This window comes from Streptomyces sp. NPDC002935 (assembly GCF_040611295.1).
In the GTDB taxonomy this organism is placed as follows: Bacteria; Actinomycetota; Actinomycetes; order Streptomycetales; family Streptomycetaceae; genus Streptomyces.
Genome location: NZ_JBEXNW010000005.1, coordinates 314,816 through 339,632, shown reverse-complemented (window position 1 = coordinate 339,632; position 24,817 = coordinate 314,816). Strand labels below are relative to the sequence as shown.

Genomic DNA, 24,817 nt, shown 5'->3' with positions numbered 1-24,817 from the left:
CAGGGGTCAGCCCCGGCCGGGGCCCGTCCGCGGCGGCTCGTGGGCGTGGCGGCCGTGGTTCGCGCGGGCCGCCACCCCGTCCGCGCCGTCCGGCTCCGCGCGCCCCTGGCGACGGATCTGCCCCGGGGGCAGCACCGCCTCGGCGGTGTTGACGCGGGGGAGCGCGTAGGGGTGCTGTTCGGTCAGCCAGCGGATCAGCTGCTCGCGGACCGTGACCCGTACCGTCCAGATGTCGTCCGCGTCCTTCGCGGTGACCAGGGCGCGTACCTGCATGGTGTTGGGCGTCGAGTCGGTGACGGCGAGGCCGTAGTCGCGGCCGTCCCAGGCCGGGCACTCGCGCAGGATGTCGCGCAGCTTCCCGCGCATCGCCTCCACCGGAGCGGAGTGGTCGACGTGCAGGAAGACGATGCCGGTCATCTGGGGAGTGCCGCGCGACCAGTTCTCGAACGGCTTGGACGTGAAGTACGAGACCGGCATGGTGATCCGGCGCTCGTCCCACGTCCGCACCGTCAGGAACGTCAGGGTGATCTCCTCGACCGTGCCCCACTCGCCGTCGACCACCACCGTGTCGCCGAGCCGCACCATGTCGCCGAAGGCGATCTGCAGTCCGGCGAACAGGTTCGCGAGCGTGGACTGGGCGGCGACACCGGCGACGATGCCGAGGATTCCGGCCGAGGCCAGCAGCGAGGCTCCGGCCGCGCGCATCGCCGGGAAGGTGAGCAGCATCGCGGCGATCGCGACCACCCCGACGACCGCGGAGACCACGCGCTGGATCAGCGTGACCTGGGTGCGGACCCGGCGGACCCGCGCCGGATCGCGGTGCGCGTTCGCGTAGCGGGTGTACGAGGTCTCGACGACCGCCGTCGCGATGCTCACCACCAGCCAGGCGGCGGCGCCGATGAGGATCAGGGTCAGGGTCCGGCCGATGCCGATCCGGTGCTCCACCAGCAGCTTCGCCTCGGCGTACGAGCCTCTGAGCAGAGCCGCGAACAGGACCAGTTGGAAGGGGATACGGCCGCGGCGGAGCAGACCCCACAGGGAGGTCTCGCTGTGCCGGTCGTCCGCCCGACGCAACAGGAGGTCCACGGACCACCCGATGAGCAGCGTGAGCACGACCGAGCCACCGACGACGATCACTGGGCGCAGTACGTTCTCCATGCCTGAGAACGTAACCGGCCACGGGCGGTCATGAACATGTGTTCTCGGAAGGGAACGGGGTATCCGCGCGACCCGGCAGGGGCCACGCCCTCCGCCCGGCGCTGTCGGTCCCGGCTGGCACCATGGGAGTCATGAACATCATGCTCTTTCACTCGACCTACGGTCTGCGGCCGGCGGTGCGCGCGGCGGCGGACCGGCTGCGGGCCGCGGGCCACGAGGTGTGGACGCCCGACCTCTTCGAGGGGCGCACCTTCGAGACCGTCGAGGAGGGCATGGCCTTCAACGACGAGATCGGCAAGGACGAACTGCTGAAGCGCGCGGTCCTGGCCGTCGCGCCCTATTCCGAGCGGGGCCTGGTCTACGCGGGCTTCTCCCTCGGCGCCTCCGTCGCGCAGACGCTGGCTCTCGGCGACGAGAAGGCGCGCGGGCTGCTCCTGCTGCACGGCACGTCGGACATCGCCGAGAGCGCGTCGGTGGACGAACTGCCGGTCCAGCTGCATGTCGCCGAGCCGGACCAGTTCGAGACGGACGACTGGCTGAGCGCCTGGTATCTCCAGATGCAGAGAACCGGGGCCGACGTGGAGATCTACCGGTACGGGGGTGCCGGGCACATCTACACCGATCCCGACCTGCCCGACTACGACGCCGAGGCGGCCGAGGCCACCTGGAAGGTGGCGCTCGGCTTCCTCGACAGTCTCTAGCCGGGAGTCCTTGGCGGCCCGTCCGGTCGACGGACGGGCCCGAGGGGCCTAGACCGGGTCGTAGGTCCGCTCCACCGTCTGCGTGCCGGTGCGCGTGCGGTACGAACGGGCCCAGGACGAGGTCGCGTTCGGGTTCGTGCGGTCGGAGAGCACGTAGTAGTCCATCTGAGCGCGGCCGGCGGTGACGTCCAGGACGCCGTAGCCGTGGCGGTCGGTGTCGACCCAGTGGACATGGCGGTTGGCGGCGCGGATGACCGGGGAGGCGATGGCCGAGACGGCGCCCTCGGGGACCTTGACGATGTCGTCGAGGTTGTCGGAGGTGACCGAGGTGACCACGAACTCCGTGGCGGCGGACGCGGACAGCGGGTACGTACCGGCGTCCACCGGCACGTCGTTGGCCCAGGCCATGTGGATGTCGCCGGTCAGGAAGACCGTGTTGCGGATGGCGTTGGAGCGCAGGTGCGCGAGCAGTTCGCGGCGGTCGTCGGTGTAGCCGTCCCACTGATCGGTGTTGAGGGCGATGCCCTCCTGCGGGAGACCGAGCAGCTTGGCGAGCGGCTTGAGAAGGTCGGCGGAGAGGGAGCCCACGGCGAACGGCGAGATCATCACCGAGTTGCCGACCAGACGCCAGGTGGTGTCCGAGGACTTGAGCCCGGACTTGAGCCAGTCGAGCTGGGCGCGGCCGGTGAGCGTACGGTCCGGGTCGTCGACCGAGCCGCTGGCCGTGGACGCCTGCTGCGACCGGAAGGAGCGCAGGTCGAGCAGCGAGAGGTCGGCGAGCTTGCCGAAGCGCAGCCTGCGGTAGGTGGTGCCGGCGATGGCCGGGCGGACCGGCATCCACTCGAAGTAGGCCTGCTTCGCGGCGGCCTGACGGGCCGCCCAGGCGCCCTCGGCGCCCTCGGTGTGGTTGACCGCGCCGCCCGACCAGGAGTTGTCGGCGAACTCGTGGTCGTCCCAGATGGCGACGACCGGCGCCTTGTGGTGCAGGGCCTGAAGGTCCGGGTCGGTCTTGTAACGGCCGTGCCGGGTGCGGTAGTCGGCGAGGGTGAGGATCTCGTTGGCGGGGGCGTGCGGCCGTACGACGGTGCCGCGGGTGCCGTACTCGCCGGACTTGTACTCGTAGATGTAGTCGCCGAGGTGCAGCCAGGCGTCCAGGTCGTTGCGGGCCGCGAGGTGGCGGTACGCCGAGAAGTAGCCGGCCTCCCAGTTGGCGCAGGAGACCACGCCGAAGCGCAGACCCGGCACGGCCGCGTCCGCCGCCGGCGCGGTGCGGGTGCGCGCCGCCGGTGAATCGGTGCCGCCCGCCGAGAAGCGGAACCAGTAGTCGGTGGCCGGAGCCAGGCCGCGGATGTCGGCCTTGACCGTGTGGTCGGAGGCGGCTGTCGCGACGGTGGAACCCTTGGCGACGATCGTGGTGAACGCCTTGTCCTTGGCGACGACCCAGCTCACCTCGGTGTCCGGGCCGAGTCCGGAGCCCGGTATCGCCTGGGAGTCGGGTGTCACCCGGGTCCACAGCAGGATGCCGTCGGGCAGCGGGTCGCCGGAGGCGACACCGTGCAGGAAGGCCGGCGCCTCGGCGGCGCGGGCGGGAAGGGCGGCCGCGAGCGGGGCGGCGAGGACGGCGGTGGCGGCCGCGGCCTTGACGACCGTACGGCGGCGCGGGGCGCGGGAGTTGAAGGCGCCCGCGGAGTCGGTTGATCTCTGTCGACTGGTCACGGGCGATGAGGTTACCGAGCAGTACAAGCCAAGAGCGGGCGAACTGGAAAAGTTCGCCCGCTCTTTGTCTTTTCGCCGCTCGGGTCACTCGGACCACGGCGGCCGCTCAGGTCACCCGCCCGTCGCGGTGGACGGCTCGGAACCCGCCACGTTGACGGTCAGGCCTTGAGGGCCGCGTCGATCGCCGTGGTGAAGTCGGCGACCGTCATCGGCGCGTTGCCGTCCGCGCCGGTGAGCTTCTTGCCGTCCATCACCAGGCTCGGCGTGCCGGTGACGCCGTCCTTGTTGTTGTCCCACGTCTTGGACATCGCCAGGGCCCAGGCGTCGTAGGTGCCCTTCTTGACCGCGTCCTGGAACGTGGTGTTGCCCTTCAGCGCGGAGACGGTGTTCGCGACCTTGATGAGGTAGGCGTCGTCCTTGAACTTGTCCGTCGTCTCGTCCGGGTGCCACTTCGCCGAGTACAGCGCGGTCTTGTACTCCAGGAACGCCTCCGGGCTGACGTTCAGCGCGGCGCCCATCGCGCTCATCGCGTTCTTGGAGCCCTCGCCGCGAGAGCCGATCTGGCCCTTGCCCAGCGAGTCGCCGTCGAGGAACGTGCCACCGACGTACTGGATCTTGAACTTGCCGCTGTCGAGGTCCTTCTTGACGGTCGGGCCGACCGTCTGCTCGAACGAGGCGCAGACGGGGCAGCGCGGGTCCTCGTAGAGCTTGAGGGTCTTCTTGGCGGTGGCCTTGCCGATGACGAGGGTGGTGCCGTCGGTGCCCGTGGAGTTGGCCGGGGCCACCACCTTGGCGTCCTTCAGGCCCTCCCAGTAGGTGGGCTTGTTGTTCTGCACGACCGCGTAGCCGATGCCGCCCGCTATCGCGAGGACCGCGACGAGGGAACCGGCCACGATCGCCTGGCGCCTGATCTTGTCGCGCTTGGCCTGGCGCTCGCGCTCGGCACGCAGCCGCTCTCGGGCCGCGGTCTTCTCTGCCGCGCTGTTCCGCTTGCTCATGTTGGTGATCTCCATCAGGGACGCGCACACGTCGTACGCGGAATACGTATGGGGGACTGCTGGTGCTCAGGGCTGCGCTCAGGAACGTTCGTTCACGCGCTGTCGCCCGGAAGCGGAGGAGTGAGCCGTGGCCCGGGAGCGGTCGCTCAGGAGCCGGTGCCCGGAAGTGGTCGCCCAGGGCGGTCGCTCAGGGCGGTCGCTCAGGCGAAGGCGGCCGGGCGGGGCGGTCCGCGTCGTCCCAGGGAGTGCTCGAACAGGCGGGTACGGGCGGCGGTCGACCGGCGCGCGGTGCGCGGCAGCGGACGGGCCGGGGCGAGCCGTACGGTCACCGCGGCGACCGCGAGCAGCAGCGGCCGGAAGGTCGAGGCGGCCACCGCGCGCAGCAACTGGTCCAGCGCGCGCTCGCCGCGGCGCAGCCAGGCGGCCGCGAGCAGGCCGACGGTGACATGCGCGCCGAGCAGCAGCCAGGCGGCGGCCGGGTCGGCGTCGGAGAGCAGGGCGGCGGCACGGTCGGGGGCGCCGCCGGTCACCCGGGACAGCGGGGTGCCCAGGCTGCCGCCGCCGCACAGCACGTCGAATCCGACCGAGTGCAGCGGACCCGCGACGGGGCCGCCCGCCCTGCCGTAACAGACGTGCTGGCCCGTGGTGAACACGGTGTCGGCGGCCAGCTCCAGCGGGATCAGCAGGGCCGCGATCCGGCCGAAGCCCCGCTCACGGCCCGCCAGGGCGAAGGAGAGGGCGAAGACGGCGGCGGCGATCGCGGCCACGGTGGACAGTGGCAGCGGCACCCGGGACAGCAGCACGTGCGACGCGGCGGAGAGCGTCACGACGACGGCCGTGAACACTGCCGCGCGCACGGCTCTGAGCTGGGTCCCGGATATCTCCATAGCGGAGCCGAGTCTCCCACGCGCTCCCGTAAGCGTCCCCTAAAGGATTCCTGTGCGTTACGGGAGCGTTGTGGGCGACCGAGCCTGTTGGCCTACAGCCCAGGGATCCGGCCGTTGCGGAACAGGTCCACGAAGATCTGGTGGTCGCCCCGCGCGCGGGTGCCGTAACTGTGCGCGAAGTCCACCAGGAGGTCGGCGAAGCCGTCCTCGTCGGCCGCGATGGCCGCGTCGATGGCCCGCTCCGTGGAGAACGGCACCAGCTCCGAGTGACCGCTCTCGTCGTCCGCCGCCGCGTGCATCGTGGCCGTGGACCGGCCGAGGTCCGCGACGACCGAGGCGATCTCCTCGGGGTCGTCGATGTCGCCCCAGTCCAGGTCCACCGCGTACGGCGAGACCTCGGCGACCAGCTGGCCCGCGCCGTCCAGCTCGGTCCAGCCCAGCCACGGGTCGGCGTGCGCCTGCAGGGCGCGCTGCGAGATCACCGTGCGGTGGCCCTCGTGCTGGAAGTACTCGCGGATCGAGGAGTCCGTGATGTGCCGGGAGACGGCCGGGGTCTGGGCCTGCTTGATGTAGATCACCACATCGTTCTCCAGGGCGTCGCTGTTGCCCTCCAGAAGGATGTTGTACGACGGCAGGCCGGCCGAGCCGATGCCGATGCCGCGGCGGCCCACGACGTCCTTCACGCGGTACGAGTCCGGGCGGGTCAGCGAGGACTCCGGGAGCGTCTCCAGGTAGCCGTCGAAGGCCGCGAGGACCTTGTAGCGGGTGGCGGCGTCCAGCTCGATCGAGCCGCCGCCCGGCGCGAACCGGCGCTCGAAGTCGCGGATCTCGGTCATCGAGTCGAGCAGCCCGAAGCGGGTCAGCGAGCGGGCGTCGCGCAGGGCGTCCAGGAGCGGGCCCTCGGCGGTGTCCAGCGTGAAGGGCGGCACTTCGTCGCTCTTGGCGCCGGTGGCGAGGGCGTGGATGCGCTCGCGGTAGGCGGCCGCGTACACCCGCACCAGCTCGGTGATCTGCTCGTCGCTGAGCGCCTTCGCGTAGCCGATGAGGGCCACGGAGGCCGCGAAGCGCTTGAGGTCCCACGTGAAGGGGCCGACGTAGGCCTCGTCGAAGTCGTTCACGTTGAAGATCAGACGGCCCTGGGCGTCCATGTACGTGCCGAAGTTCTCGGCGTGCAGGTCGCCGTGGATCCACACGCGCGAGGTGCGCTCGTCCAGGTACGGACCGCCCCGCCTGTCCTGGTCGAGGTCGTGGTAGAAGAGGGCCGCGGTGCCGCGGTAGAACGCGAAGGCGGAGGCCGCCATCTTGCGGAACTTCACGCGGAACGCGGCCGGGTCGGCGGCCAGGAGCTCGCCGAAGGCGGTGTCGAAGACGGCGAGGATCTGCTCGCCGCGTTGCTCGGCGCTGAGCTGCGGGACCGACATCGCTGGGTGCCTCCTGGTGCAGGTGGTGCGTGGCTGACAGGGCGGGCGCGCCGCCCCGGGGACAAGGGGTCCGTCCACTTCCAACGGACGAAGATACGCGGGAGTGCCCGGGTTCCGGCGACGAACCTACGCCCCGGATCCCGGCCCCCGCATGAAGGTACGGGTGATCCTCCGCCGAGTGTCAGTCGCGCGTCATAGACTTCGACGCTGACCCCCCAGACTGTCCGCAGCCTGTCACCAATGGTTCTTCCTGGAGGCCGAAACCGTGTCGAAGCCGCCGTTCACGCACCTGCACGTCCACACCCAGTACTCGCTGCTGGACGGTGCCGCGCGGCTCAAGGACATGTTCGACGCGTGCAACGAGATGGGCATGACCCATATCGCGATGAGCGACCACGGCAACCTCCACGGGGCCTATGACTTCTTCCACACGGCGAAGAAGGCGGGCGTCACGCCGATCATCGGTATCGAGGCGTACGTCGCCCCGGAGTCCCGGCGCAACAAGCGCAAGATCCAGTGGGGCCAGCCGCACCAGAAGCGCGACGACGTGTCCGGTTCGGGTGGTTACACGCACAAGACGATCTGGGCGGCGAACCGGACGGGCCTGCACAACCTCTTCAAGCTCTCCTCGGACGCGTACGCCGAGGGCTGGCTCCAGAAGTGGCCCCGGATGGACAAGGAGACGATCTCCAAGTGGTCGGAGGGGCTCATCGCCTCCACCGGCTGCCCCTCCGGCGAGCTCCAGACCCGGCTGCGCCTCGGCCAGGAGGAAGAGGCCCTGAAGGCCGCCGCCGAGTACCAGGACATCTTCGGCAAGGACCGCTACTTCCTGGAGCTGATGGACCACGGCATCGAGATCGAGCGCCGGGTCCGTGACGGCCTTCTCGACATCGGCCGGAAGCTCGGCATCCCGCCCCTGGTGACGAACGACTCGCACTACACGTACGCGCACGAGGCGACCGCCCACGACGCCCTGCTGTGCATCCAGACCGGCAAGAACCTCTCCGACCCGGACCGCTTCCGCTTCGACGGCACCGGCTACTACCTGAAGTCCACGGACGAGATGTACGCCGTCGACTCCTCGGACGCCTGGCAGGAGGGCTGCGCGAACACCCTCCTGGTGGCCGAGCAGATCGACACCACCGGCATGTTCGAGGCGAAGAACCTCATGCCGAAGTTCGACATCCCGGACGGCTTCACCGAGGTCACCTGGTTCCAGGAGGAGGTGCGCCTCGGCATGGAGCGCCGCTTCCCCGGCGGCGTCCCCGACGACCGCCAGAAGCAGGCCGAGTACGAGATGGACGTCATCATCCAGATGGGGTTCCCGGGGTACTTCCTCGTCGTCGCCGACTTCATCATGTGGGCCAAGAAGCAGGGCATCGCGGTGGGCCCCGGCCGTGGTTCCGCGGCCGGCTCGATCGTCGCGTACGCCATGGGCATCACCGACCTCGACCCGATCCCGCACGGTCTGATCTTCGAGCGGTTCCTCAACCCCGAGCGCGTCTCCATGCCCGACGTCGACATCGACTTCGACGAGCGCAGGCGCGTCGAGGTGATCAGGTACGTGACCGAGAAGTACGGCGCCGACAAGGTCGCCATGATCGGCACGTACGGCAAGATCAAGGCGAAGAACGCCATCAAGGACTCCGCGCGCGTGCTGGGCTACCCGTACGCGATGGGCGACCGGCTCACCAAGGCGATGCCCGCCGACGTCCTCGGCAAGGGCATCGACCTGAACGGCATCACCGACCCCTCGCACCCCCGCTACAGCGAGGCCGGCGAGATCCGCGGGATGTACGAGAACGAGCCGGACGTGAAGAAGGTCATCGACACCGCCAAGGGCGTCGAGGGCCTGGTCCGGCAGATGGGCGTGCACGCCGCCGGCGTGATCATGTCCAGCGAGCCCATCGTCGACCACGCCCCCATCTGGGTGCGGCACACCGACGGCGTGACAATCACGCAGTGGGACTACCCCCAGTGCGAGTCGCTCGGCCTGCTCAAGATGGACTTCCTGGGCCTGCGCAACCTCACGATCATGGACGACGCCATCAAGATGGTGAAGGCCAACAAGGGCGTCGACCTGGAGATGCTCGCCCTCCCGCTGGACGACCCCAAGACGTTCGAACTGCTCTGCCGCGGTGACACCCTCGGCGTCTTCCAGTTCGACGGCGGCCCGATGCGCTCGCTGCTCCGCCAGATGCAGCCCGACAACTTCGAGGACATCTCCGCCGTCTCGGCCCTCTACCGGCCGGGCCCGATGGGCATGAACTCGCACATCAACTACGCGGAGCGCAAGAACAAGCGCCAGGAGATCACCCCGATCCACAAGGAGCTGGAGAAGCCGCTCGAAGAGGTCCTGGCCGTCACCTACGGCCTGATCGTCTACCAGGAGCAGGTCCAGAAGGCCGCCCAGATCATCGCCGGGTACTCGCTCGGCGAGGCCGACATCCTGCGCCGCGTGATGGGCAAGAAGAAGCCCGACGAGCTGGCGAAGAACTTCACCATCTTCCAGGCCGGAGCCAAGAACAACGGCTACAGCGACGAGGCCATCCAGGGACTGTGGGACGTCCTGGTCCCCTTCGCCGGCTACGCCTTCAACAAGGCCCACTCCGCCGCGTACGGACTCGTCTCGTACTGGACCGGCTACCTGAAGGCGAACTACCCGGCCGAGTACATGGCCGCGCTGCTCACCTCGGTCAAGGACGACAAGGACAAGTCGGCCGTCTATCTCAACGAGTGCCGGCGCATGGGCATCAAGGTGCTGCCGCCCAATGTCAACGAGTCCGAGCAGAACTTCGCCGCCCAGGGCGACGACGTGATCCTCTTCGGCCTCTCGGCCGTCCGCAACGTCGGCACGAACGTCGTCGAGTCGATCATCCGCAGCCGCAAGGCCAAGGGGAAGTACGCCTCTTTCCCCGACTACCTCGACAAGGTCGAGGCCGTCGCCTGCAACAAGCGCACCACCGAATCACTGATCAAGGCGGGCGCGTTCGACACGATGGGGCACACCCGCAAGGGCCTCACCGCGCAGTTCGAACCGATGATCGACAACGTGGTCGCGGTCAAGCGCAAGGAGGCCGAGGGTCAGTTCGACCTCTTCGGCGGCATGGGCGACGAGGACACCAGCGAGCCCGGCTTCGGACTCGACGTGGAGTTCACCGCCGACGAGTGGGACAAGGCCTATCTCCTCGCCCAGGAGCGGGAGATGCTCGGCCTCTACGTCTCCGACCACCCGCTCTTCGGCCTGGAGCACGTCCTGTCCGACAAGGCGGACGCGGGCATCTCCCAGCTGACCGGAGGCGAGCACGCGGACGGCGCGGTCGTCACGATCGGCGGCATCATCTCGGGCCTGCAGCGCAAGATGACCAAGCAGGGCAACGCCTGGGCGATCGCCACCGTGGAGGACCTCGCGGGCTCCATCGAGTGCATGTTCTTCCCGGCGACGTACCAGCTGGTCTCGACCCAACTGGTCGAGGACGCGGTCGTCTTCGTCAAGGGGCGCCTCGACAAGCGCGAGGACGTGCCGCGGCTGGTCGCGATGGAGCTCCAGGTCCCGGACCTGTCGAACGCGGGCACCAACGCGCCCGTGATCCTCACCATCCCGGCGCTGAAGGTGACTCCGCCCATGGTCACCCGCCTCGGTGAGATCCTCAGTCACCACAAGGGCGAGAGCGAGGTCCGCATCAAGCTCCAGGGCCCGCGCAAGACCACGGTGCTGCGCCTCGACCGGCACCGGGTGAAGCCGGACCCGGCGCTCTTCGGTGACCTGAAGGTGCTGCTCGGCCCGTCCTGTCTGGCCGGCTGACGTCCGTACGACCCACGCACTGAGGGGCGCATCCGCGAACGGATGCGCCCCTCAGTGCGTGCCTGGGCCTCAACGGCCCTGTGGGCCTTCAATGGCCCGCGCGGCGGCCTCAGTTGTGGCCGAAGCGCTTCTGATGCTTACGGGCAACATCAGCGGGGCTGCCCTGGGCCTGCGACATCGGCGACTGCTGTGCCTCCGCCGACGACCGCTGTGCCTGCTCCTGCGCACGCTCAGCCTGCGAGGAGCGGTCGGCGTGGCCGCCCTGCTTGCGGTTCTTGTTCTTGGCCATGGTGATCTGCCTCCTGAGGGGGATCTAGGGGCCAGGGCCGCGACCAGATTCACATAGGCTGGCAAGTGGCGCATTTCGTAGAATTACCGTGCGTAATAAGTCCTGTCGGTAGGTGTTCTCCCGATCCGCCACGCCGAAGATCGAGTTCCGGCCGTTAACCTCCGCACGGTCGGGCAGACTCCAAGGAAGCCCGAAGCAAACCTCCCGGAAAGAGGGTGGATCGCGTGGACCGCTGCATCGTCCTGGTGGATGCCGGGTATCTGCTCGGGGCTGCCGCCAGTCTCCTCGCCGGGGAGCCTTCGCGATCCCGGATCACCGTCGACCACACCGCCCTCGTCCAGGGCCTGCGCGAGCGCGCCGAGTCCGACACGGAGCGGCCCCTGCTGCGCATCTACTGGTTCGACGGCGCCCCCGACCGCGTACCGCAGCCGGAACACCGCAGGCTGCGCGTGATGCCACGCGTGACGGTGCGGCTGGGCGCGCTGACCCGCAGCGACGGGCGGTGGGCGCAGAAGGGCGTGGACGCCGCCATGCACGCCGAGCTGACCGAACTGGCGCGCAACCGTGCCTGCTCCGACGTGGTCCTCGTGACCGGCGACGGGGATCTGCTCCCGGGCATGATGGCCGCCAAGGAACACGGAGTCGCCGTACACCTGTGGGCCGTGCAGGCCGCGGACGGCGACTACAACCAGTCCGAGGACCTGGTCGCCGAGGCCGACGAACGGCGGGTGCTCGACCGGGCCTGGATCACCAAGGCCATCCGTGCCAAGGACTTCGGCGGGATCTGCGCGCCACCGCCGGTGCCGCGCCCGGAGATCGCCGCCATCCTCTCCGCGCCGCTGCCCGAGTCGGCGCTCGCGGCGGCCGCCGAGCGCTCGGCCCAGGAGGCCGAACACCACCAGGCGGCCGAATCGCAGAACGGCTCCCAGGAACGGGTGCCCGCCCCCAAGGGGGTTCCCACACCGAAGGACCTGGCCGCGCTGCGCGGACCGGGCACCCAGGCCGCCCAGCACCCCACGAACGCCACGCTGCGCTGGTCCTCGGACAAGGGCTGGGTCGACCGGCCCGGCGGCGCCACGGAGCCCCCGGAAGCCGCCGCGCTGCCCACGCTCGCCCAGCTCACCTCTGCGGAGCAGCGGTGGGCGGACCGTGAGGAGGACATCACCACGGTGGGCGGTGATCCCTTCGAGGTGGGCCAGGTCTTCGCGCGCCGCTGGATGGGGCGCCTCACCGACCCGAGTCATCTGCAGAAGCTGTCGGCGATGTACCCGCGGGTTCCGCACCGGGTGGACGGCGAGCTGCTGCGCTACGCGGCCCGCTTCGGCCTCCTCGCGCACAAGGACGACCAGATCGACGAGCACGACCGGTATGCGATCCGGGCCGGATTCTGGCGCGAGATCGATGTGCGCACCTCGGCGGAGCACGCGCCCGTCGGGGAGTGATCCGAAGCCGTCGGCGAAGGCGCGCGGAGGCCTTCGTCCGGATGTCCGCCATGGCCCCGAGCGCATAACAGGGCATCGGACCACGTACTCTCGTCCTTCGTGAGTACGCGCACGGCACAGGCGGTCCGAATGGGACACAGGGGCGATGTCGTGTGCGCCGTGCGAGGTCTCACCAAGACCTACCCGGCGGTCCGCGGCCGCCGCGGCACCCCGGCGACACCCGAGGTCAGGGCCACCGACGAGGTACGTCTGGACATCGGCCGAGGCGAGATCTTCGGGCTGCTCGGACCGAACGGCGCCGGCAAGTCCACCCTAGTGCGCCAGCTGACCGGGCTGATGCGCCCCGACAGCGGCAGTGTCGAGATCCTCGGCCACGACATCGTGCGCCACCCCGAGCGGGCGGCCCGGCTCCTCGCCTACCTCGGGCAGGAGTCCACCGCCCTGGACGAGCTGACCGTGTCCCTCGCCGCCGAGACGACCGGGCGGCTGCGCGGACTCGACCTGCGCTCGGCGCGCGCCGAGCGGGACGCCGTCCTCGACGAACTGGGCCTGGCCCCGCTCGCCTCCCGCCCCCTGAAGAAGCTCTCCGGCGGGCAGCGCAGACTCGCCTGCTTCGCCGCCGCGCTCGTCGGGCGCCGCCCGCTGCTGGTCCTCGACGAGCCCACCACCGGCATGGACCCCGTCGCCCGGCGCGCCGTCTGGGCCGCCGTCGACCGGCGTCGCGCCGAGCACGGCGCCACGGTCCTGCTCGTCACCCACAACGTCATCGAGGCCGAGACCGTCCTCGACCGGGTCGCCGTTCTCGACGAGGGGCGGGTCATCGCCTGCGACACCCCGGCCGGGCTCAAGGAGCGCGTCGCGGGCGAGGTGCGGGTCGAACTCGTCTGGCGCGACAGCGCCCCGCTGCACGTCCCCGAGGTCGCGGCACTGCGCGCCCGCGCCGTCGAGTCGGGCCGCCGCTGGACACTGCGGCTCGCGCCCGAGGAGGCCCGCGCCGCCGTGGCCACGGTCACCGGAGGCGCCGCCTTCGCGGCACTCGACGACTTCACCCTGGCCACGCCGAGCCTGGAGGATGTGTACCTGGCACTCGGCGGCCACGCGACACAGGGACTGGTGAAGGCGTGAGCGCCCGCGGCATGGAATCCGTACGGGAGAGGGGCGTCGTACGTGTGCGGAACAGGACGGCTGCCGGAGTGAAGGGGAGCAGTTCGACGTGAGTGTCGTACCCGCTGGAGTCCTGCCGGGCAGCGCGCTGTCCGTGGCCGAGCACGCCGACGGTGGCGCCGCGGAGCTGGGGCCGCGCGCGCGGCTGTGGCCGTCGCTGGCCGCCGTGTACCGGGCGCAGCTCTCCCGGGCCCGCGTCGCACGGATCCCGCTGCTGTTCGTGGCCACCTTCCAGTCCGTCGGCATCATGATCATGATGCGCGGGGTGGTGGACGGCGGCGCCGAGGCGCGCGCCGTGGTGGCCGGGTCGACCGTCCTGGTCGTGGCCTTCGTCGCGCTCAACCTGCTCGCGCAGTACTTCGGGCAGCTGCGCGCGAGCGGCGGGCTCGACCACTACGCGACGCTGCCGGTGCCGCCGGCGGCCGTGGTGCTCGGTGCCGCCGGCGCTTACGCGTCCTTCACCGTGCCCGGCACCGTCGTCACCGCCGTCTTCGGGTGCCTGCTCTTCGGGCTGCCGCTGGCGCATCTGTGGGTGCTCGCCGCGGTCGTCCCGCTCGCGGGCGCGGCGCTCGCCGGGCTCGGGGCCGCGTTCGGGCTGCTCGCGCCGCGGCCCGAGCTTGCCACGCTGCTCGGACAGCTCGGCATGTCCGCGGCCCTGCTGCTGGGCGTTCTCCCGGCGGACCGCATGCCGACCCCGGTGCAGTACGCCCGGGACCTGCTGCCCTCGACCTACGGTGTCGAGGCCTTCGCGCGCACCTTCGGGGCGCATCCCGACTGGGCCGTCGTCCTCGGTGATCTGGCCGTCTGCGCCGGAGTCGGGGTGGCCTCACTGGCCCTCGCGGCCTGGGCCTACCGCCGGGCGGCCGTCCGGTGACGCGGCCGCCAGCGGGGCCTGGCACGATGGCAGGGTGACCGCTCCGCTGACTCCACCTCCGCCGCCGCACGAACAGTCCCCGCAGGACCGGCAGCAACCGCACCCCGCCTGGCAGACTCCGCCCGCTCCCGGCCCCGCGGGTTACCCCGTGTACCCGGCCGCGTACGAGGTCTCCTACGGACAGGACGGACCCGGGATGAAGACCGAACTGCGGGAGGCCGCCGTGATCACGATCGCGGTCGCGCTCGCGGGGGCTCTGCTCGGGGTGCTCTGGTCGTGGCTGGCGCCGCATGTGCCACTGATCGCGGACGCCACCGCGGTGTACCTCAAGGACACCGAGGGGGAGCAGGCCATCGGCGTCGATGGAACGTTCACTCTGCTCGCGCTGGGCTTCGGAGCGCTGAGCGCCCTCGTCGTGTTCCTCGTCCGGCGGCGCGGCGGTGTGCCCCTGGTGATCGGGCTCGCCGTAGGGGGCCTGCTCGGATCGCTGCTCGCCTGGCGGGTCGGCATCTGGCTCGGGCCCACGCAGGACGTGGTCGCGCACGCCAAGGCCGTGGGCAAGGGCGTCACGTTCTCCGCGCCGCTGAAGCTCGGGGCCAAGGGCGCGTTGCTGGCGTGGTCCCTGAGCGCCCTGGTGGTCCACCTCGGCCTCATGGCCCTGTTCGGCCCCCGCGACCCCGACCCGTACCAGCAGAGCCCCTACCCGGCCACGCCGCCGGGGCCTCCCGCCTCCTAGCCGGGGGCAGGGCGGCGCAACACCGGCCAGGTGCCTCAAGAGGTGCCGCCCGGCCGGCGCCGGGGTGCGGAGCGTGGGTCACGCCGGACGGCGGCCGTGGTTCGAGCGGCCCTTCCTGATGCGCCACTTGCGTTTCCGCGTCTTCTTCGACATGTCCCTCGTACTTAACCGAGGACGGGACATCCGTCGAGGGGTCACGCACGCGTGTGCTTCTCGGGCCCGGACGTCGAGGGGTCACATGTGCCTGTGCTTCTCGGGCCCGGACGTGGAGGGGTCACGCACGTCTGTGCCTCTCGGGCGTGGACGGCGGTGGGTCACCCGCGCCCGACGGGCGCGGACACCGCTTCCGTGAGCCTGGCCAGATCGGCGGGCGCGAGCTCGACCTCCAGGCCTCGTCGGCCCGCCGAGACGCAGATCGTGGTGTGGCCGGAGGCCGAGGAGTCCAGCACGGTGCGGAGCTTCCTGCGCTGGCCGAGTGGCGAGATGCCGCCGCGGACGTACCCCGTCGTGCGCTCGGCCGCCGCCGGGTCGGCCATCGCCGCCCGCTTGCCGCCCACCGCCGTGGCGAGGGCCTTGAGGTCCAGGGAGCCCGCCACCGGGACGACCGCGACCACGAGCGCTCCGTCCACGTCCGCCACCAGGGTCTTGAAGACCCTCTCCGGCGAGACGCCCATCGCCTCGGCCGCCTCCTCGCCGTAGGACGGATGGGAGGGGTCGTGCTCGTAGGCGTGGACGGTGTACGGGACACCCGCGTCCGTCAGTGCCACCGTCGCCGGGGTGCCGCCGGACTGCTGCTTCTTCGGCTTCTTGGCCATCGACCTTCTCGCAAGCGTCAGTTCAGGCTCGTCGGGCCGCGCGTCAGGTCCGATGCGGGCAACGACGGCAGATTACGGATGATGGCCGTCTCCGCGCGCAGCAGTTTCAGCTCCTCGCGCAGCCGGGAGGCCGTGTCGGAGGCCTGCAGCAGCCGCTGTCTGGCCGGGACGTCCAGCATCACGGCGGCCGCGACGAGGTAGGAGACGACCGCCGGTTCGTCCGGCAGGTCCGCGCCGGTCGACAGCGACCGCTCCCGCGCTCCGGCCAGCCGCTTCTGGTACTGGCGGAAGGCGCGCAGCACGCCCTCGGCGAGCGCTCCGGCCTCGTCGCCCGGATCCTCCTCCAGCTCCTCCAGCTCGGCCGTCAGGAACGCGCCGGAGGCGTCCACGGACAACAGCCGGACGCGGGTCGTGCCGGTCGCCAGCACCTCGAAGCTGCCGTCGGCGCGCTCACGGATCGTGGCCGCGTCGGCGACGCAGCCCACCTCGTGGAAGGCCTTGAGCGGATCGTCGCCGAAGCCGGCGGCGGGCCCGCGCTCGGGCACGGCGGTCTGGTCCGGCATGCCGGGCGCGCTGGGCGACACCTCATGGCCGTCGCGGATGGCGACGACGGCGAATCGGCGCGGTTCGTCCTCGGGGGTCTTGAGCAGATCGCGCATCATGGCGCGATAACGCTCCTCGAACACGTTCAGAGGAAGCACGAGCCCGGGGAACAACACCGAGTTCAGGGGGAAGAGCGGGAGCCGGACGGTGGTCACGACGCGAAAGCCTAATGGTCGCCGGAGCGTGCGCGTCCGCCCCGCCCATTCCCTGGATGCCGATCGGGGCCCGGATCCCGCAGCGGAAGCCCCGAGGCGACCTCCAGACGGACGCCGTCGCGCAGCTCCAGGAACTGGCCGAGGGGGTCGTCGGAGACCCGGTCCCAGGGGAACGAGGTCGCGTACGGGCCGATCATGCGCAGCTGCTCCAGCGCGTCCTCCCAGCGCTCCAGCCGGACCAGGACGTACGTCAGCAGGTTGCGTACCTCGGCGGGCCACGGGTCGGCGGCCGCGTAGGCCGCGGAGAGGGCGATCGCGAGGTCGGCCGCGGCGTCCAGGCGCTCGCGCGGCACCGCGGGACCGCCGCCCTCGGTCAGATAGGCGAAGGCCGCGCGCACCGGCAGCGCCTGCACCAGGGAGCCCGGCAGCGCGTCCTGCGCGGCCGGCTCGGCGAAGTCGAAGCACTCGCGGTGCGAGCCGTACCAGGCGGCCGAGAGGTACTGGAGGGCGGCCACGTGGCAGCCGTAGTGGTGCGGGGAGCGCCGGACCGCCTCGCCCCACAGCTGCTCGAACTCGGTGTGCCCGACGTTCGTGCCGCGGGCGTGGTCGAGCGCGATCCGCCAGGGCACCGGGTCGCGCGGGTCGCCCTCGGCGGCGGAGGTGATCAGCGGGCCGACCTCGCGCAGCAGCTCGACCCGTGCGGGTGACTCCCAGCCTCGGCGGACCGCCAGCTCGGCCCTGACGAGCAGGGCGTCCGGATCGTGCGGGTCGGCGGCCTGCCACTCCCTGAGCCATTCGTCGCGGGAGCGCGCGAAGGTGGCGAGGCGCATGGCGTACCGGTCGCGGTTCTCCCACTCGGCGGACTCGCGGGTGGTGGCCATGAGCTTGGCCGCGGGGGCGTATTCCCCCCGGCCCGCCGCGACGAGCGCGGGGCCCAGACGGTCGTCGGGGGCGTCGAGCAGTACCTCGTCGTCGGCCGGCAGTCCGACGGCGAGGCGTGAGGTGTTCCGTGCCATCCGGGCCGTACGGAGGAACGCGCGCAGCAGTGCCATGGTGTCGACCATTGAAAACCGCAGGTCGGAGCAGTACCAGAGGTGTGCGGTGACGCTTTCGTAACCTCCGTTTGGTTGTGCGGCATACGGTCAAGGACGGGTAAAGGGTGGTGTGGATCCCGTGTGCGGCGGCTGTGCGAAGCGTCGTACACCGGACTGCCGGACTGCCGGACGGCCCGGCTTCGGCGCCGGCGTCGGCGGCCACCGGCCCCTGGTGGCGCGCCCTCGCGTCGGAGCCCCCGTATCGCGTCCCCGCGTCAGCCGCGCCGCAGCAGCCGGGTGGCCCCCGCGGCCACCGTCGTGGCCAGGATCCAGCCGAGGAGGATCACCACCGCGGCCAGCCACTGCCAGGCCCCGCGCAGCTGCCAGACGTCGGCCTGGCCCAGGTCGATGACCGGCAGCAGCAGATCCAGGGCGAAGAGCGAGGCGTTCCACGGGGGATGCCCGTCGCCGTTGGCCGGCCGATGCCCGGCGTGCGAGAAGGCGACCGACGTCGCCGCCCACAGCACCGCCATCCACAGGGCGGCCCGGCCGGGCCGGTACCCGTAGGCGACCGTCCAGTCCTGCGCGTAACCCCAGAGCTTGGCGGCCAGCGGCAGAGTCTCGCGGCGGCGCCGCTGCTTGGCGAGCAGCACCTCGCGGGCGTCCTCGTCCTCCCCGGAGTTGCGCAGCACGGTGGCCAGGCGCTCGTACGGCTCCGGGTTGTACTCGGCGGTCGCCGCGGCCACCCACTCCAGCCGCCGGGTCAGCGGGAAGCCGCCCTGCGGGACCAGGTTCTCGTACGTGAAGCCGCCCATGTGCAGGCTGCCGGGTCCCGGCCAGCTGGACGCCCGGTCGACCAGGTTGACGACCCGCGCGCCGGACAGCACGACCTTGCCGCGCTCGGGCCGCTCGCCGAGGAAGCGCAGCTCGGGCGTCTGGACCCGGAGCAGCGACAGCTCCTGGTCGTCGTCGAAGGTGAAGCGGGCCCGGTCGAAGTCGACCGCGTCACCGAACCGCCCGTCGTCCAGGCGGATGCCGCCCTGGCACTCGAACCGCTGCACCAGCGTGCCGCGCGCCGGTGTGGTGCCACTGGTCATCACCGGATTGCCGAGACCCGCGGGGGTCATGTAGAGCGTGCGGTTGACGGTCAGCTGGGGGGCGTTGAGGGCCAGCCGGGTGTACGGATTGGTGAGCCTGCTGCCGCGCAGGCTCAGCGAGACGCCGACGGTGGCGCCGCGCAGGCTCAGTTCGCCGTGCGACTCCAGCATCTCGGCCTGGAGGTCCTGGCCTACGGTCATGCCGTCGCCGGTGATCGAACGCCCGCGCCGGTCCCGGTAGACCACGGCCTGGTTGAGCAGCAGATCCGTGCCGATGTGGGCGTCGGTCAGCCGTACCCCGTTGTGGAAGCGGCAGCGTGGCAGATGCAGATCGCCCTCGGTGTGCAGCCGGGCCGCCTCCAGCCGCGGCACCGAGCAGTTCACCAGCCGGGCGGTCGTGAACCGGGACTCGGGCAGCAGGACCTCCTTCTCGAACCGGCACCCCTTCAGCTCCACGTACGGCACCACCGTGCCGCCCGCGAGGTCGAGCACATCGGTGATCCGCACGCCGGTCAGTTTCAGGGAGGCGACCCGGCCCTGGAGGGCGGGCGGCCCGTCCAGCAGCAGCCAGGCGACTATCCGGGCCCGCACGCTCCGCTCGGGCCCCCAGGGATGGCCGCCGTGCGGATCGTCCGCGGCGGTGTCCCCGCTGCGCAGGTCGTACACGCTGCCGTTGCGGAAGGCCTGCCACATCCCGGCTTCGGTGGCGGTCAGCTCGTCCGGCAGGTCCCCGGTGCGGATGCCGGCACCCTCGGTCACGGCATGTCCCTTCCTCCCCAGCTACTCGCGGGTTCGTACATTCGTGCAATGCCCGCTCAGTGACGGCCCGAACGCTACTGGTGACGAGGATCTTCCGTGGAACCGAAGGTGGCTTGTATCAGCCATTGATACAGGCGTCCGGCGCCTCGGCGCCGTCTGAGAGAATTGTCCCCGTGCTGCAACATTTCCCGATCACTCGAATCGATCTGCGCGGCGACGCCCTCCCCGAGGGTTCCGCCTTGCGCGACCTGCTGCCCCGAGCCGACTTCGACGTCTCGGCCGCCCTGGAGAAGGTGCGACCGATCTGCGAGGCCGTGCATCATCGGGGCGACGCGGCGCTGATCGACTACGCGGAGAAGTTCGACGGAGTACGGCTGGAGTCCGTACGCGTCCCGGCCGAGGCCCTCGCCGACGCCCTGGAGCAGCTCGACCCCGCCGTGCGCGCGGCCCTGGAGGAGTCCATCCGCCGCGCCCGTCTCGTCCACCGCGAACAGCGCCGGACGACGCACACCACCCAGGTCGTGCCCGGCGGCTCGGTCACCGAGAAGTGGGTGCCCGTCGACCGCGTGGGGCTGTACGCGCCCGGCGGCCGCTCCGTGTACCCGTCGTCCGTGATCATGAACGTGGTCCCGGCGCAGGAAGCCGGCGTCGGGTCCATCGCGCTCGCCTCCCCGGCCCAGTCCGAGTTCGGCGGCCTGCCGCACCCGACGATCCTCGCGGCCTGCGCCCTCCTCGGCGTCGACGAGGTGTACGCGGCCGGCGGCGCCACGGCCGTCGCGATGTTCGCGTACGGCACCGAGTCGTGCCCCTCCGTCAACATGGTCACGGGTCCGGGCAACATCTGGGTCGCCGCCGCCAAGCGCTACTTCACCGGCCGGATCGGCATCGACGCCGAGGCCGGCCCGACCGAGATCGCGGTCCTCGCCGACGACACCGCCGACCCGGTGCACGTCGCCGCCGACCTGATCAGCCAGGCCGAGCACGACCCGCTCGCCGCCGCCGTCCTGGTCACCGACTCCCCGGCGCTCGCGGACGCCGTGGAGAAGGAGCTGGAGCCGCAGGTCGCGGCCACCAAGCACATCGAGGACCGGATCGTCCCGGCCCTGGGCGGCAGGCAGTCCGCGATCGTCCTCGTCGACGGCATCGACGAGGGCCTGCGGGTCGTCGACGCCTACGGCGCCGAGCACCTGGAGATCCAGACGGCGGACGCGGCCGCGGTCGCCGACCGGGTCCGGAACGCCGGAGCGATCTTCGTGGGCCCCTGGGCCCCGGTCTCGCTCGGCGATTACGCGGCGGGCTCCAACCACGTTCTGCCGACCGGCGGATGCGCCTGCCACTCCTCGGGCCTGTCCGTCCAGTCCTTCCTGCGCGGCATCCACATCGTCGACTACACGAAGGACGCGCTCGCCGACGTCGCCCATCACGTGGTGACGCTGGCGGAGGCGGAGGACCTGCCCGCGCACGGCGCGGCGATCAAGGCAAGGTTCGGTTGGAAGGTACCCGAGGGCAAGTGACTGGCATCGACGATCTCCCCGTACGGGACGAACTGCGCGGCAAGACCCCCTACGGCGCACCCCAACTCGACGTCCCGGTACGCCTGAACACCAACGAGAACCCGTACCCGCTGCCCGAGCCGCTCGTCGAGCGGATCGCCGAGCGGGTCCGCGAGGCGGCCCGCGGGCTCAACCGCTACCCCGACCGGGACGCGGTGGAGCTGCGCACCGAGCTGGCCGCCTATCTGACGAAGACCGGTAAGCACCTGGTAGGCACCGAGAACGTCTGGGCGGCCAACGGCTCCAACGAGGTCATCCAGCAGCTGCTCCAGACCTTCGGCGGACCCGGCCGCACCGCGATCGGCTTCGAGCCGTCGTACTCGATGCACGCGCTCATCGCGCGCGGCACCGGCACGGCCTGGATCTCGGGCCCGCGGAACGAGGACTTCACCATCGACCCCGCGGCCGCCGAGCGGGCGATCGCCGAGAACCGGCCGGACGTCGTCTTCATCACCACCCCCAACAACCCCACGGGCAACGCGGTTCCGCCCGAGACGGTCCTCGCGCTCTACGAGGCCGCGCAGGCGGCGAAGCCGTCGATGGTCGTGGTCGACGAGGCGTACATCGAGTTCAGTCACGGCGACTCGCTGCTGCCGCTGCTCGAAGGACGGCCGAATCTCGTCGTCTCCCGGACGATGTCGAAGGCCTTCGGCGCGGCGGGTCTGCGCCTCGGGTATCTCGCCGCGCACCCGGCGGTGGTGGACGCCGTCCAGCTCGTACGGCTGCCGTACCACCTGTCCGCCGTCACGCAGGCGACCGCGCTGGCCGCCCTGGAACACACCGACATACTGCTCGGATACGTGGAGCAGCTGAAGTCCGAGCGGGACCGGCTGGTCGCCGAGCTGCGCGCGATCGGCTACGAGGTGACCGAATCGGACGCGAACTTCGTGCAGTTCGGGCGGTTCGCCGACGCCCACACCGCCTGGCAGAAGATCCTCGACCGGGGCGTCCTGGTCCGGGACAACGGCGTACCGGGGTGGCTGCGGGTCTCCGCCGGAACCCCGGAGGAAAACGACGCGTTCCTCGACGCGGTACGTGAACTAGCGGTACGTGAACTAATGGGCTCTGTGGGGGACACCCCCACATCCCCGAAGGAGCAGAGCGCATGAACCGCGTTGGACGCGTGGAGCGGGTGACGAAGGAGACGTCGGTCCTCGTCGAGATCGATCTCGACGGCTCCGGCAAGGTCGACGTGGCCACCGGCGTCGGCTTCTACGACCACATGCTCGACCAGCTCGGCCGGCACGGTCTGTTCGACCTGACCGTGAAGACCGAGGGCGACCTCCACATCGACTCGCACCACACCATCGAGGACACCGCCCTCGCGCTGGGCGCCGCCTTCAAGCAGGCGCTCGGCGACAAGGTGGGGATCTACCGCTTCGGCAACTGCACGGTCCCGCTGGACGAGTCGCTCGCCCAGGTGACCGTCGACCTGTCCGGCCGCCCCTACCTCGTGCACACCGAGCCCGAGAAGATGGCGCCGATGATCGGCGAGTACGACACGACGATGACCCGGCACATCCTGGAGTCCTTCGTCGCCCAGGCCCAGATCGCGCTGCACGTGCACGTGCCCTACGGGCGCAACGCGCACCACATCGTGGAGTGCCAGTTCAAGGCGCTGGCCCGTGCCCTGCGTTACGCCTCCGAGCGCGACCCGCGCGCCGCCGGAATCCTCCCCTCCACGAAGGGCGCGCTGTGACAGGCCTTTCCAGCATCCTGATCGTCGTCGGCCTCTTCCTTCTCGGCGGGATCTACTCCTTCGTCAAGCAGGACATGCCCAAGAGCCTTGTCGTACTGCTCTCCATCGGCGCCGCGATGTGTCTCGTCGCGGGCGTCATGAGGCTGGAGGTGTGGAGTTGAGCGCAGCCAAAAAGGTCGTCGTCTTCGACTACGGCTTCGGAAACGTACGGTCCGCCGAGCGCGCCCTCGCCCGCGCGGGCGCCGAGGTCGAGATAACACGCGACTTCGACACCGCGATGAACGCGGACGGTCTGCTGGTGCCGGGCGTCGGCGCCTTCGCCGCCTGCATGCAGGGCCTCAGGGACGCGCGCGGCGACTGGATCATCGGCCGCCGGCTCTCCGGCGGCCGCCCCGTCATGGGCATCTGCGTCGGCATGCAGATCCTCTTCTCGCGCGGCATCGAGCACGGCGTGGAGACCGAGGGCCTCGACGAGTGGCCGGGCACCGTCGGCCCGCTGCAGGCCGACATCGTGCCGCACATGGGCTGGAACACCGTCGAGACCCCGGCCGGCTCGCAGGCCTTCGCCGGCCTCGACGCCGACGCCCGCTTCTACTTCGTCCACTCCTACGCCGTCCACGACTGGTCCCTGGAAGTCGGCAACCCGTTGCTGCGGGCGCCTCTGGTGACCTGGTCCACCCATGGCGAACCCTTCGTGGCGGCCGTCGAGAACGGCGCCCTGTGGGCCACCCAGTTCCACCCCGAGAAGTCCGGCGACGCCGGAGCCCAGCTCCTCACCAACTGGATCGGAACACTGTGAGCAAGCTCGAACTCCTCCCGGCCGTCGACGTCCGCGACGGCCAGGCCGTCCGTCTCGTGCACGGCGAGTCCGGGACCGAGACCTCCTACGGCTCCCCTCTGGAGGCCGCCCTGGCCTGGCAGAGCGCGGGCGCCGAGTGGCTGCACCTCGTCGACCTGGACGCCGCGTTCGGCACCGGCGACAACCGGGACCTGGTCTCTGAGGTCACCAGGGCGATGGACATCAAGGTCGAGCTGTCCGGCGGCATCCGCGACGACGCCTCCCTGGCGGCCGCCCTCGCGACCGGCTGCACCCGTGTCAACCTCGGCACCGCCGCCCTGGAGACCCCCGAGTGGGTCGCCAAGGTCATTGCCGAGCACGGCGACAAGATCGCGGTCGGGCTCGACGTCCGCGGCACGACGCTGCGCGGCCGCGGCTGGACCCGCGACGGCGGAGACCTCTTCGAGACGCTGGAGCGCCTCAACTCCGAGGGCTGCGCGCGTTATGTGGTGACGGACATCGCCAAGGACGGCACGCTCCAGGGCCCGAACCTGGAACTGCTGCGCACCGTGTGCGCCGCGACCGACCGCCCGGTGGTCGCCTCCGGCGGGGTGTCGTCCCTGGACGACCTGCGCGCCATCGCCGAGCTCGTACCGCTCGGCGTCGAGGGCTCCATCGTCGGCAAGGCCCTGTACGCCAAGGCGTTCACCCTCGAAGAGGCACTGGAGGCGGTATCCCGGTGAGCGCCGTACGCCGCGTCTCGACCGGCGCGCCCTGGGAGGACACCTTCGGTTACTCCCGCGCGGTGGAACTGCCGAACGGCCTGGTGCTGGTGTCCGGCTGCACCTCCGTGATCGACGGCCAGATCGCCGAAGGCGACCCGTACGAGCAGGCGCTCAACTCCTTCCGCGTCGCGTTCGACGCGCTGGAGCAGCTCGGCCTCGGCCGCGACGACGTCGTCCGTACGCGGATGTACATCACCCATGCCCGGGACGTGGAGGCCGTCGGCCGCGCCCACAAGCTGCTGTTCGACGCCGTCCGCCCCGCCGCGTCCATGATCATCGTCGCGGGTCTGGTGGACTCGCGCCTGGTGGTCGAGGTCGAGGTGGAGGCGTTCCGTACGGGCGAAGAGC

Annotated in this window: 22 protein-coding genes and 1 pseudogene; 13 read left to right on the top strand and 10 right to left on the bottom strand. The window is 70.9% G+C overall.

Features of this window, described 5'->3' with window-relative positions:
• Positions 1–6: 6 nt before the first annotated feature.
• Positions 7–1,158: a mechanosensitive ion channel domain-containing protein gene (locus tag ABZX90_RS09235; protein WP_355202864.1), complete on the bottom strand. Its 1,152-nt coding sequence runs from the start codon at positions 1,156–1,158 to the stop codon at positions 7–9.
• Between the two features lie 131 nt (positions 1,159–1,289).
• On the opposite strand from ABZX90_RS09235, the gene ABZX90_RS09230 reads away from it, so the two are divergent.
• Positions 1,290–1,859 (top strand): dienelactone hydrolase family protein, encoded by a 570-nt coding sequence (locus tag ABZX90_RS09230; RefSeq protein WP_351128660.1) that lies wholly within the window; start codon positions 1,290–1,292, stop codon positions 1,857–1,859.
• 48 nt (positions 1,860–1,907) lie between these two features.
• Here the strand turns inward: ABZX90_RS09230 and ABZX90_RS09225 are convergent, their stop codons facing one another.
• The 4 genes from ABZX90_RS09225 to ABZX90_RS09210 form a co-directional block, all read right to left on the bottom strand.
• Positions 1,908–3,575: an alkaline phosphatase D family protein gene (locus tag ABZX90_RS09225; RefSeq protein WP_355202859.1), complete on the bottom strand. Its 1,668-nt coding sequence runs from the start codon at positions 3,573–3,575 to the stop codon at positions 1,908–1,910.
• A 158-nt stretch (positions 3,576–3,733) separates the two neighbouring features.
• Positions 3,734–4,573 carry a thioredoxin domain-containing protein gene (locus ABZX90_RS09220; protein ID WP_351128656.1) on the bottom strand — a complete coding sequence of 280 codons (840 nt, stop codon included), beginning with the start codon at positions 4,571–4,573 and terminating at the stop codon, positions 3,734–3,736.
• 200 nt (positions 4,574–4,773) lie between these two features.
• Positions 4,774–5,460 carry a hypothetical protein gene (locus ABZX90_RS09215; RefSeq protein WP_355202855.1) on the bottom strand — a complete coding sequence of 229 codons (687 nt, stop codon included), beginning with the start codon at positions 5,458–5,460 and terminating at the stop codon, positions 4,774–4,776.
• Positions 5,461–5,552: 92 nt separating this feature from the next.
• Positions 5,553–6,881 carry a DUF2252 domain-containing protein gene (locus ABZX90_RS09210; RefSeq protein ID WP_355202852.1) on the bottom strand — a complete coding sequence of 443 codons (1,329 nt, stop codon included), beginning with the start codon at positions 6,879–6,881 and terminating at the stop codon, positions 5,553–5,555.
• 265 nt (positions 6,882–7,146) lie between these two features.
• On the opposite strand from ABZX90_RS09210, the gene dnaE reads away from it, so the two are divergent.
• Complete coding sequence (gene dnaE / locus ABZX90_RS09205; protein ID WP_351128650.1) at positions 7,147–10,686, top strand: DNA polymerase III subunit alpha; 3,540 nt, start codon at positions 7,147–7,149, stop codon at positions 10,684–10,686.
• A gap of 109 nt (positions 10,687–10,795) precedes the next feature.
• Here dnaE and ABZX90_RS09200 read toward each other — a convergent pair whose 3' ends face one another.
• Entirely contained in the window at positions 10,796–10,975 is a 180-nt protein-coding gene (locus tag ABZX90_RS09200) for a hypothetical protein (RefSeq protein ID WP_266757739.1), read from the bottom strand.
• 224 nt (positions 10,976–11,199) lie between these two features.
• Between ABZX90_RS09200 and ABZX90_RS09195 the strand changes: the two genes are divergently transcribed.
• From ABZX90_RS09195 to ABZX90_RS09180, 4 genes are all read left to right on the top strand, one after another.
• Positions 11,200–12,417, top strand: coding sequence for an NYN domain-containing protein (locus ABZX90_RS09195; protein ID WP_351128648.1), 1,218 nt, complete (start codon positions 11,200–11,202; stop codon positions 12,415–12,417).
• A 150-nt stretch (positions 12,418–12,567) separates the two neighbouring features.
• Positions 12,568–13,542, top strand: coding sequence for an ABC transporter ATP-binding protein (locus ABZX90_RS09190; protein WP_355202930.1), 975 nt, complete (start codon positions 12,568–12,570; stop codon positions 13,540–13,542).
• A gap of 88 nt (positions 13,543–13,630) precedes the next feature.
• Positions 13,631–14,455, top strand: a complete 825-nt coding sequence (locus ABZX90_RS09185) for an ABC transporter permease (RefSeq protein WP_355202847.1) — start codon at positions 13,631–13,633, stop codon at positions 14,453–14,455.
• Positions 14,456–14,489: 34 nt separating this feature from the next.
• On the top strand, positions 14,490–15,191 hold the full coding sequence (locus ABZX90_RS09180; RefSeq protein WP_351128644.1) for an AAA family ATPase: 702 nt from the start codon (positions 14,490–14,492) through the stop codon (positions 15,189–15,191).
• Between the two features lie 314 nt (positions 15,192–15,505).
• Here ABZX90_RS09180 and ybaK read toward each other — a convergent pair whose 3' ends face one another.
• The 4 genes from ybaK to ABZX90_RS09160 form a co-directional block, all read right to left on the bottom strand.
• A complete protein-coding gene (gene ybaK, locus ABZX90_RS09175; protein WP_351128642.1) occupies positions 15,506–16,006 on the bottom strand; it encodes a Cys-tRNA(Pro) deacylase in 501 nt (166 codons plus the stop codon).
• Between the two features lie 17 nt (positions 16,007–16,023).
• Entirely contained in the window at positions 16,024–16,764 is a 741-nt protein-coding gene (locus ABZX90_RS09170) for an LON peptidase substrate-binding domain-containing protein (protein WP_351128640.1), read from the bottom strand.
• A gap of 11 nt (positions 16,765–16,775) precedes the next feature.
• Positions 16,776–17,816, bottom strand: coding sequence for a hypothetical protein (locus ABZX90_RS09165; RefSeq protein ID WP_355202843.1), 1,041 nt, complete (start codon positions 17,814–17,816; stop codon positions 16,776–16,778).
• A gap of 257 nt (positions 17,817–18,073) precedes the next feature.
• Positions 18,074–19,654, bottom strand: a complete 1,581-nt coding sequence (locus tag ABZX90_RS09160; protein ID WP_351128636.1) for an oxidoreductase — start codon at positions 19,652–19,654, stop codon at positions 18,074–18,076.
• Between the two features lie 173 nt (positions 19,655–19,827).
• On the opposite strand from ABZX90_RS09160, the gene hisD reads away from it, so the two are divergent.
• From hisD to ABZX90_RS09125, 7 genes and pseudogenes are all read left to right on the top strand, one after another.
• Entirely contained in the window at positions 19,828–21,168 is a 1,341-nt protein-coding gene (hisD, locus tag ABZX90_RS09155) for a histidinol dehydrogenase (protein WP_351128634.1), read from the top strand.
• Entirely contained in the window at positions 21,165–22,316 is a 1,152-nt protein-coding gene (locus ABZX90_RS09150; RefSeq protein WP_351128632.1) for a histidinol-phosphate transaminase, read from the top strand. Before hisD ends, ABZX90_RS09150 begins: the two co-directional genes overlap by 4 nt.
• Positions 22,313–22,906 (top strand): imidazoleglycerol-phosphate dehydratase HisB, encoded by a 594-nt coding sequence (hisB, locus tag ABZX90_RS09145; protein ID WP_266757720.1) that lies wholly within the window; start codon positions 22,313–22,315, stop codon positions 22,904–22,906. The genes ABZX90_RS09150 and hisB overlap by 4 nt, the downstream gene beginning before the upstream one ends.
• Positions 22,903–23,067, top strand: a complete 165-nt coding sequence (locus ABZX90_RS09140) for a hypothetical protein (protein WP_261708150.1) — start codon at positions 22,903–22,905, stop codon at positions 23,065–23,067. Before hisB ends, ABZX90_RS09140 begins: the two co-directional genes overlap by 4 nt.
• Entirely contained in the window at positions 23,058–23,705 is a 648-nt protein-coding gene (gene hisH / locus ABZX90_RS09135) for an imidazole glycerol phosphate synthase subunit HisH (protein ID WP_355202837.1), read from the top strand. Before ABZX90_RS09140 ends, hisH begins: the two co-directional genes overlap by 10 nt.
• Positions 23,702–24,427, top strand: coding sequence for a bifunctional 1-(5-phosphoribosyl)-5-((5-phosphoribosylamino)methylideneamino)imidazole-4-carboxamide isomerase/phosphoribosylanthranilate isomerase PriA (gene priA, locus ABZX90_RS09130; protein WP_351128627.1), 726 nt, complete (start codon positions 23,702–23,704; stop codon positions 24,425–24,427). The genes hisH and priA overlap by 4 nt, the downstream gene beginning before the upstream one ends.
• Positions 24,424–24,816, top strand: a pseudogene (locus tag ABZX90_RS09125) (RidA family protein); the annotation flags it as partial. The gene priA and the pseudogene ABZX90_RS09125, both read left to right, overlap by 4 nt.
• Position 24,817: the final 1 nt, after the last annotated feature.

Coding starts and splice junctions, on each gene's coding strand:
- ABZX90_RS09200 (WP_266757739.1), bottom strand. CDS start 10,975: ATGGCCAAGAACAAGAACCGCAAGCAGGGCGGCCACGCCGACCGCTCC.
- ABZX90_RS09220 (WP_351128656.1), bottom strand. CDS start 4,573: ATGAGCAAGCGGAACAGCGCGGCAGAGAAGACCGCGGCCCGAGAGCGG.
- ybaK (WP_351128642.1), bottom strand. CDS start 16,006: ATGGCCAAGAAGCCGAAGAAGCAGCAGTCCGGCGGCACCCCGGCGACG.
- ABZX90_RS09215 (WP_355202855.1), bottom strand. CDS start 5,460: ATGGAGATATCCGGGACCCAGCTCAGAGCCGTGCGCGCGGCAGTGTTC.
- ABZX90_RS09235 (WP_355202864.1), bottom strand. CDS start 1,158: ATGGAGAACGTACTGCGCCCAGTGATCGTCGTCGGTGGCTCGGTCGTG.
- ABZX90_RS09165 (WP_355202843.1), bottom strand. CDS start 17,816: ATGGCACTGCTGCGCGCGTTCCTCCGTACGGCCCGGATGGCACGGAAC.
- hisB (WP_266757720.1), top strand. CDS start 22,313: ATGAACCGCGTTGGACGCGTGGAGCGGGTGACGAAGGAGACGTCGGTC.
- ABZX90_RS09230 (WP_351128660.1), top strand. CDS start 1,290: ATGAACATCATGCTCTTTCACTCGACCTACGGTCTGCGGCCGGCGGTG.
- ABZX90_RS09210 (WP_355202852.1), bottom strand. CDS start 6,881: ATGTCGGTCCCGCAGCTCAGCGCCGAGCAACGCGGCGAGCAGATCCTC.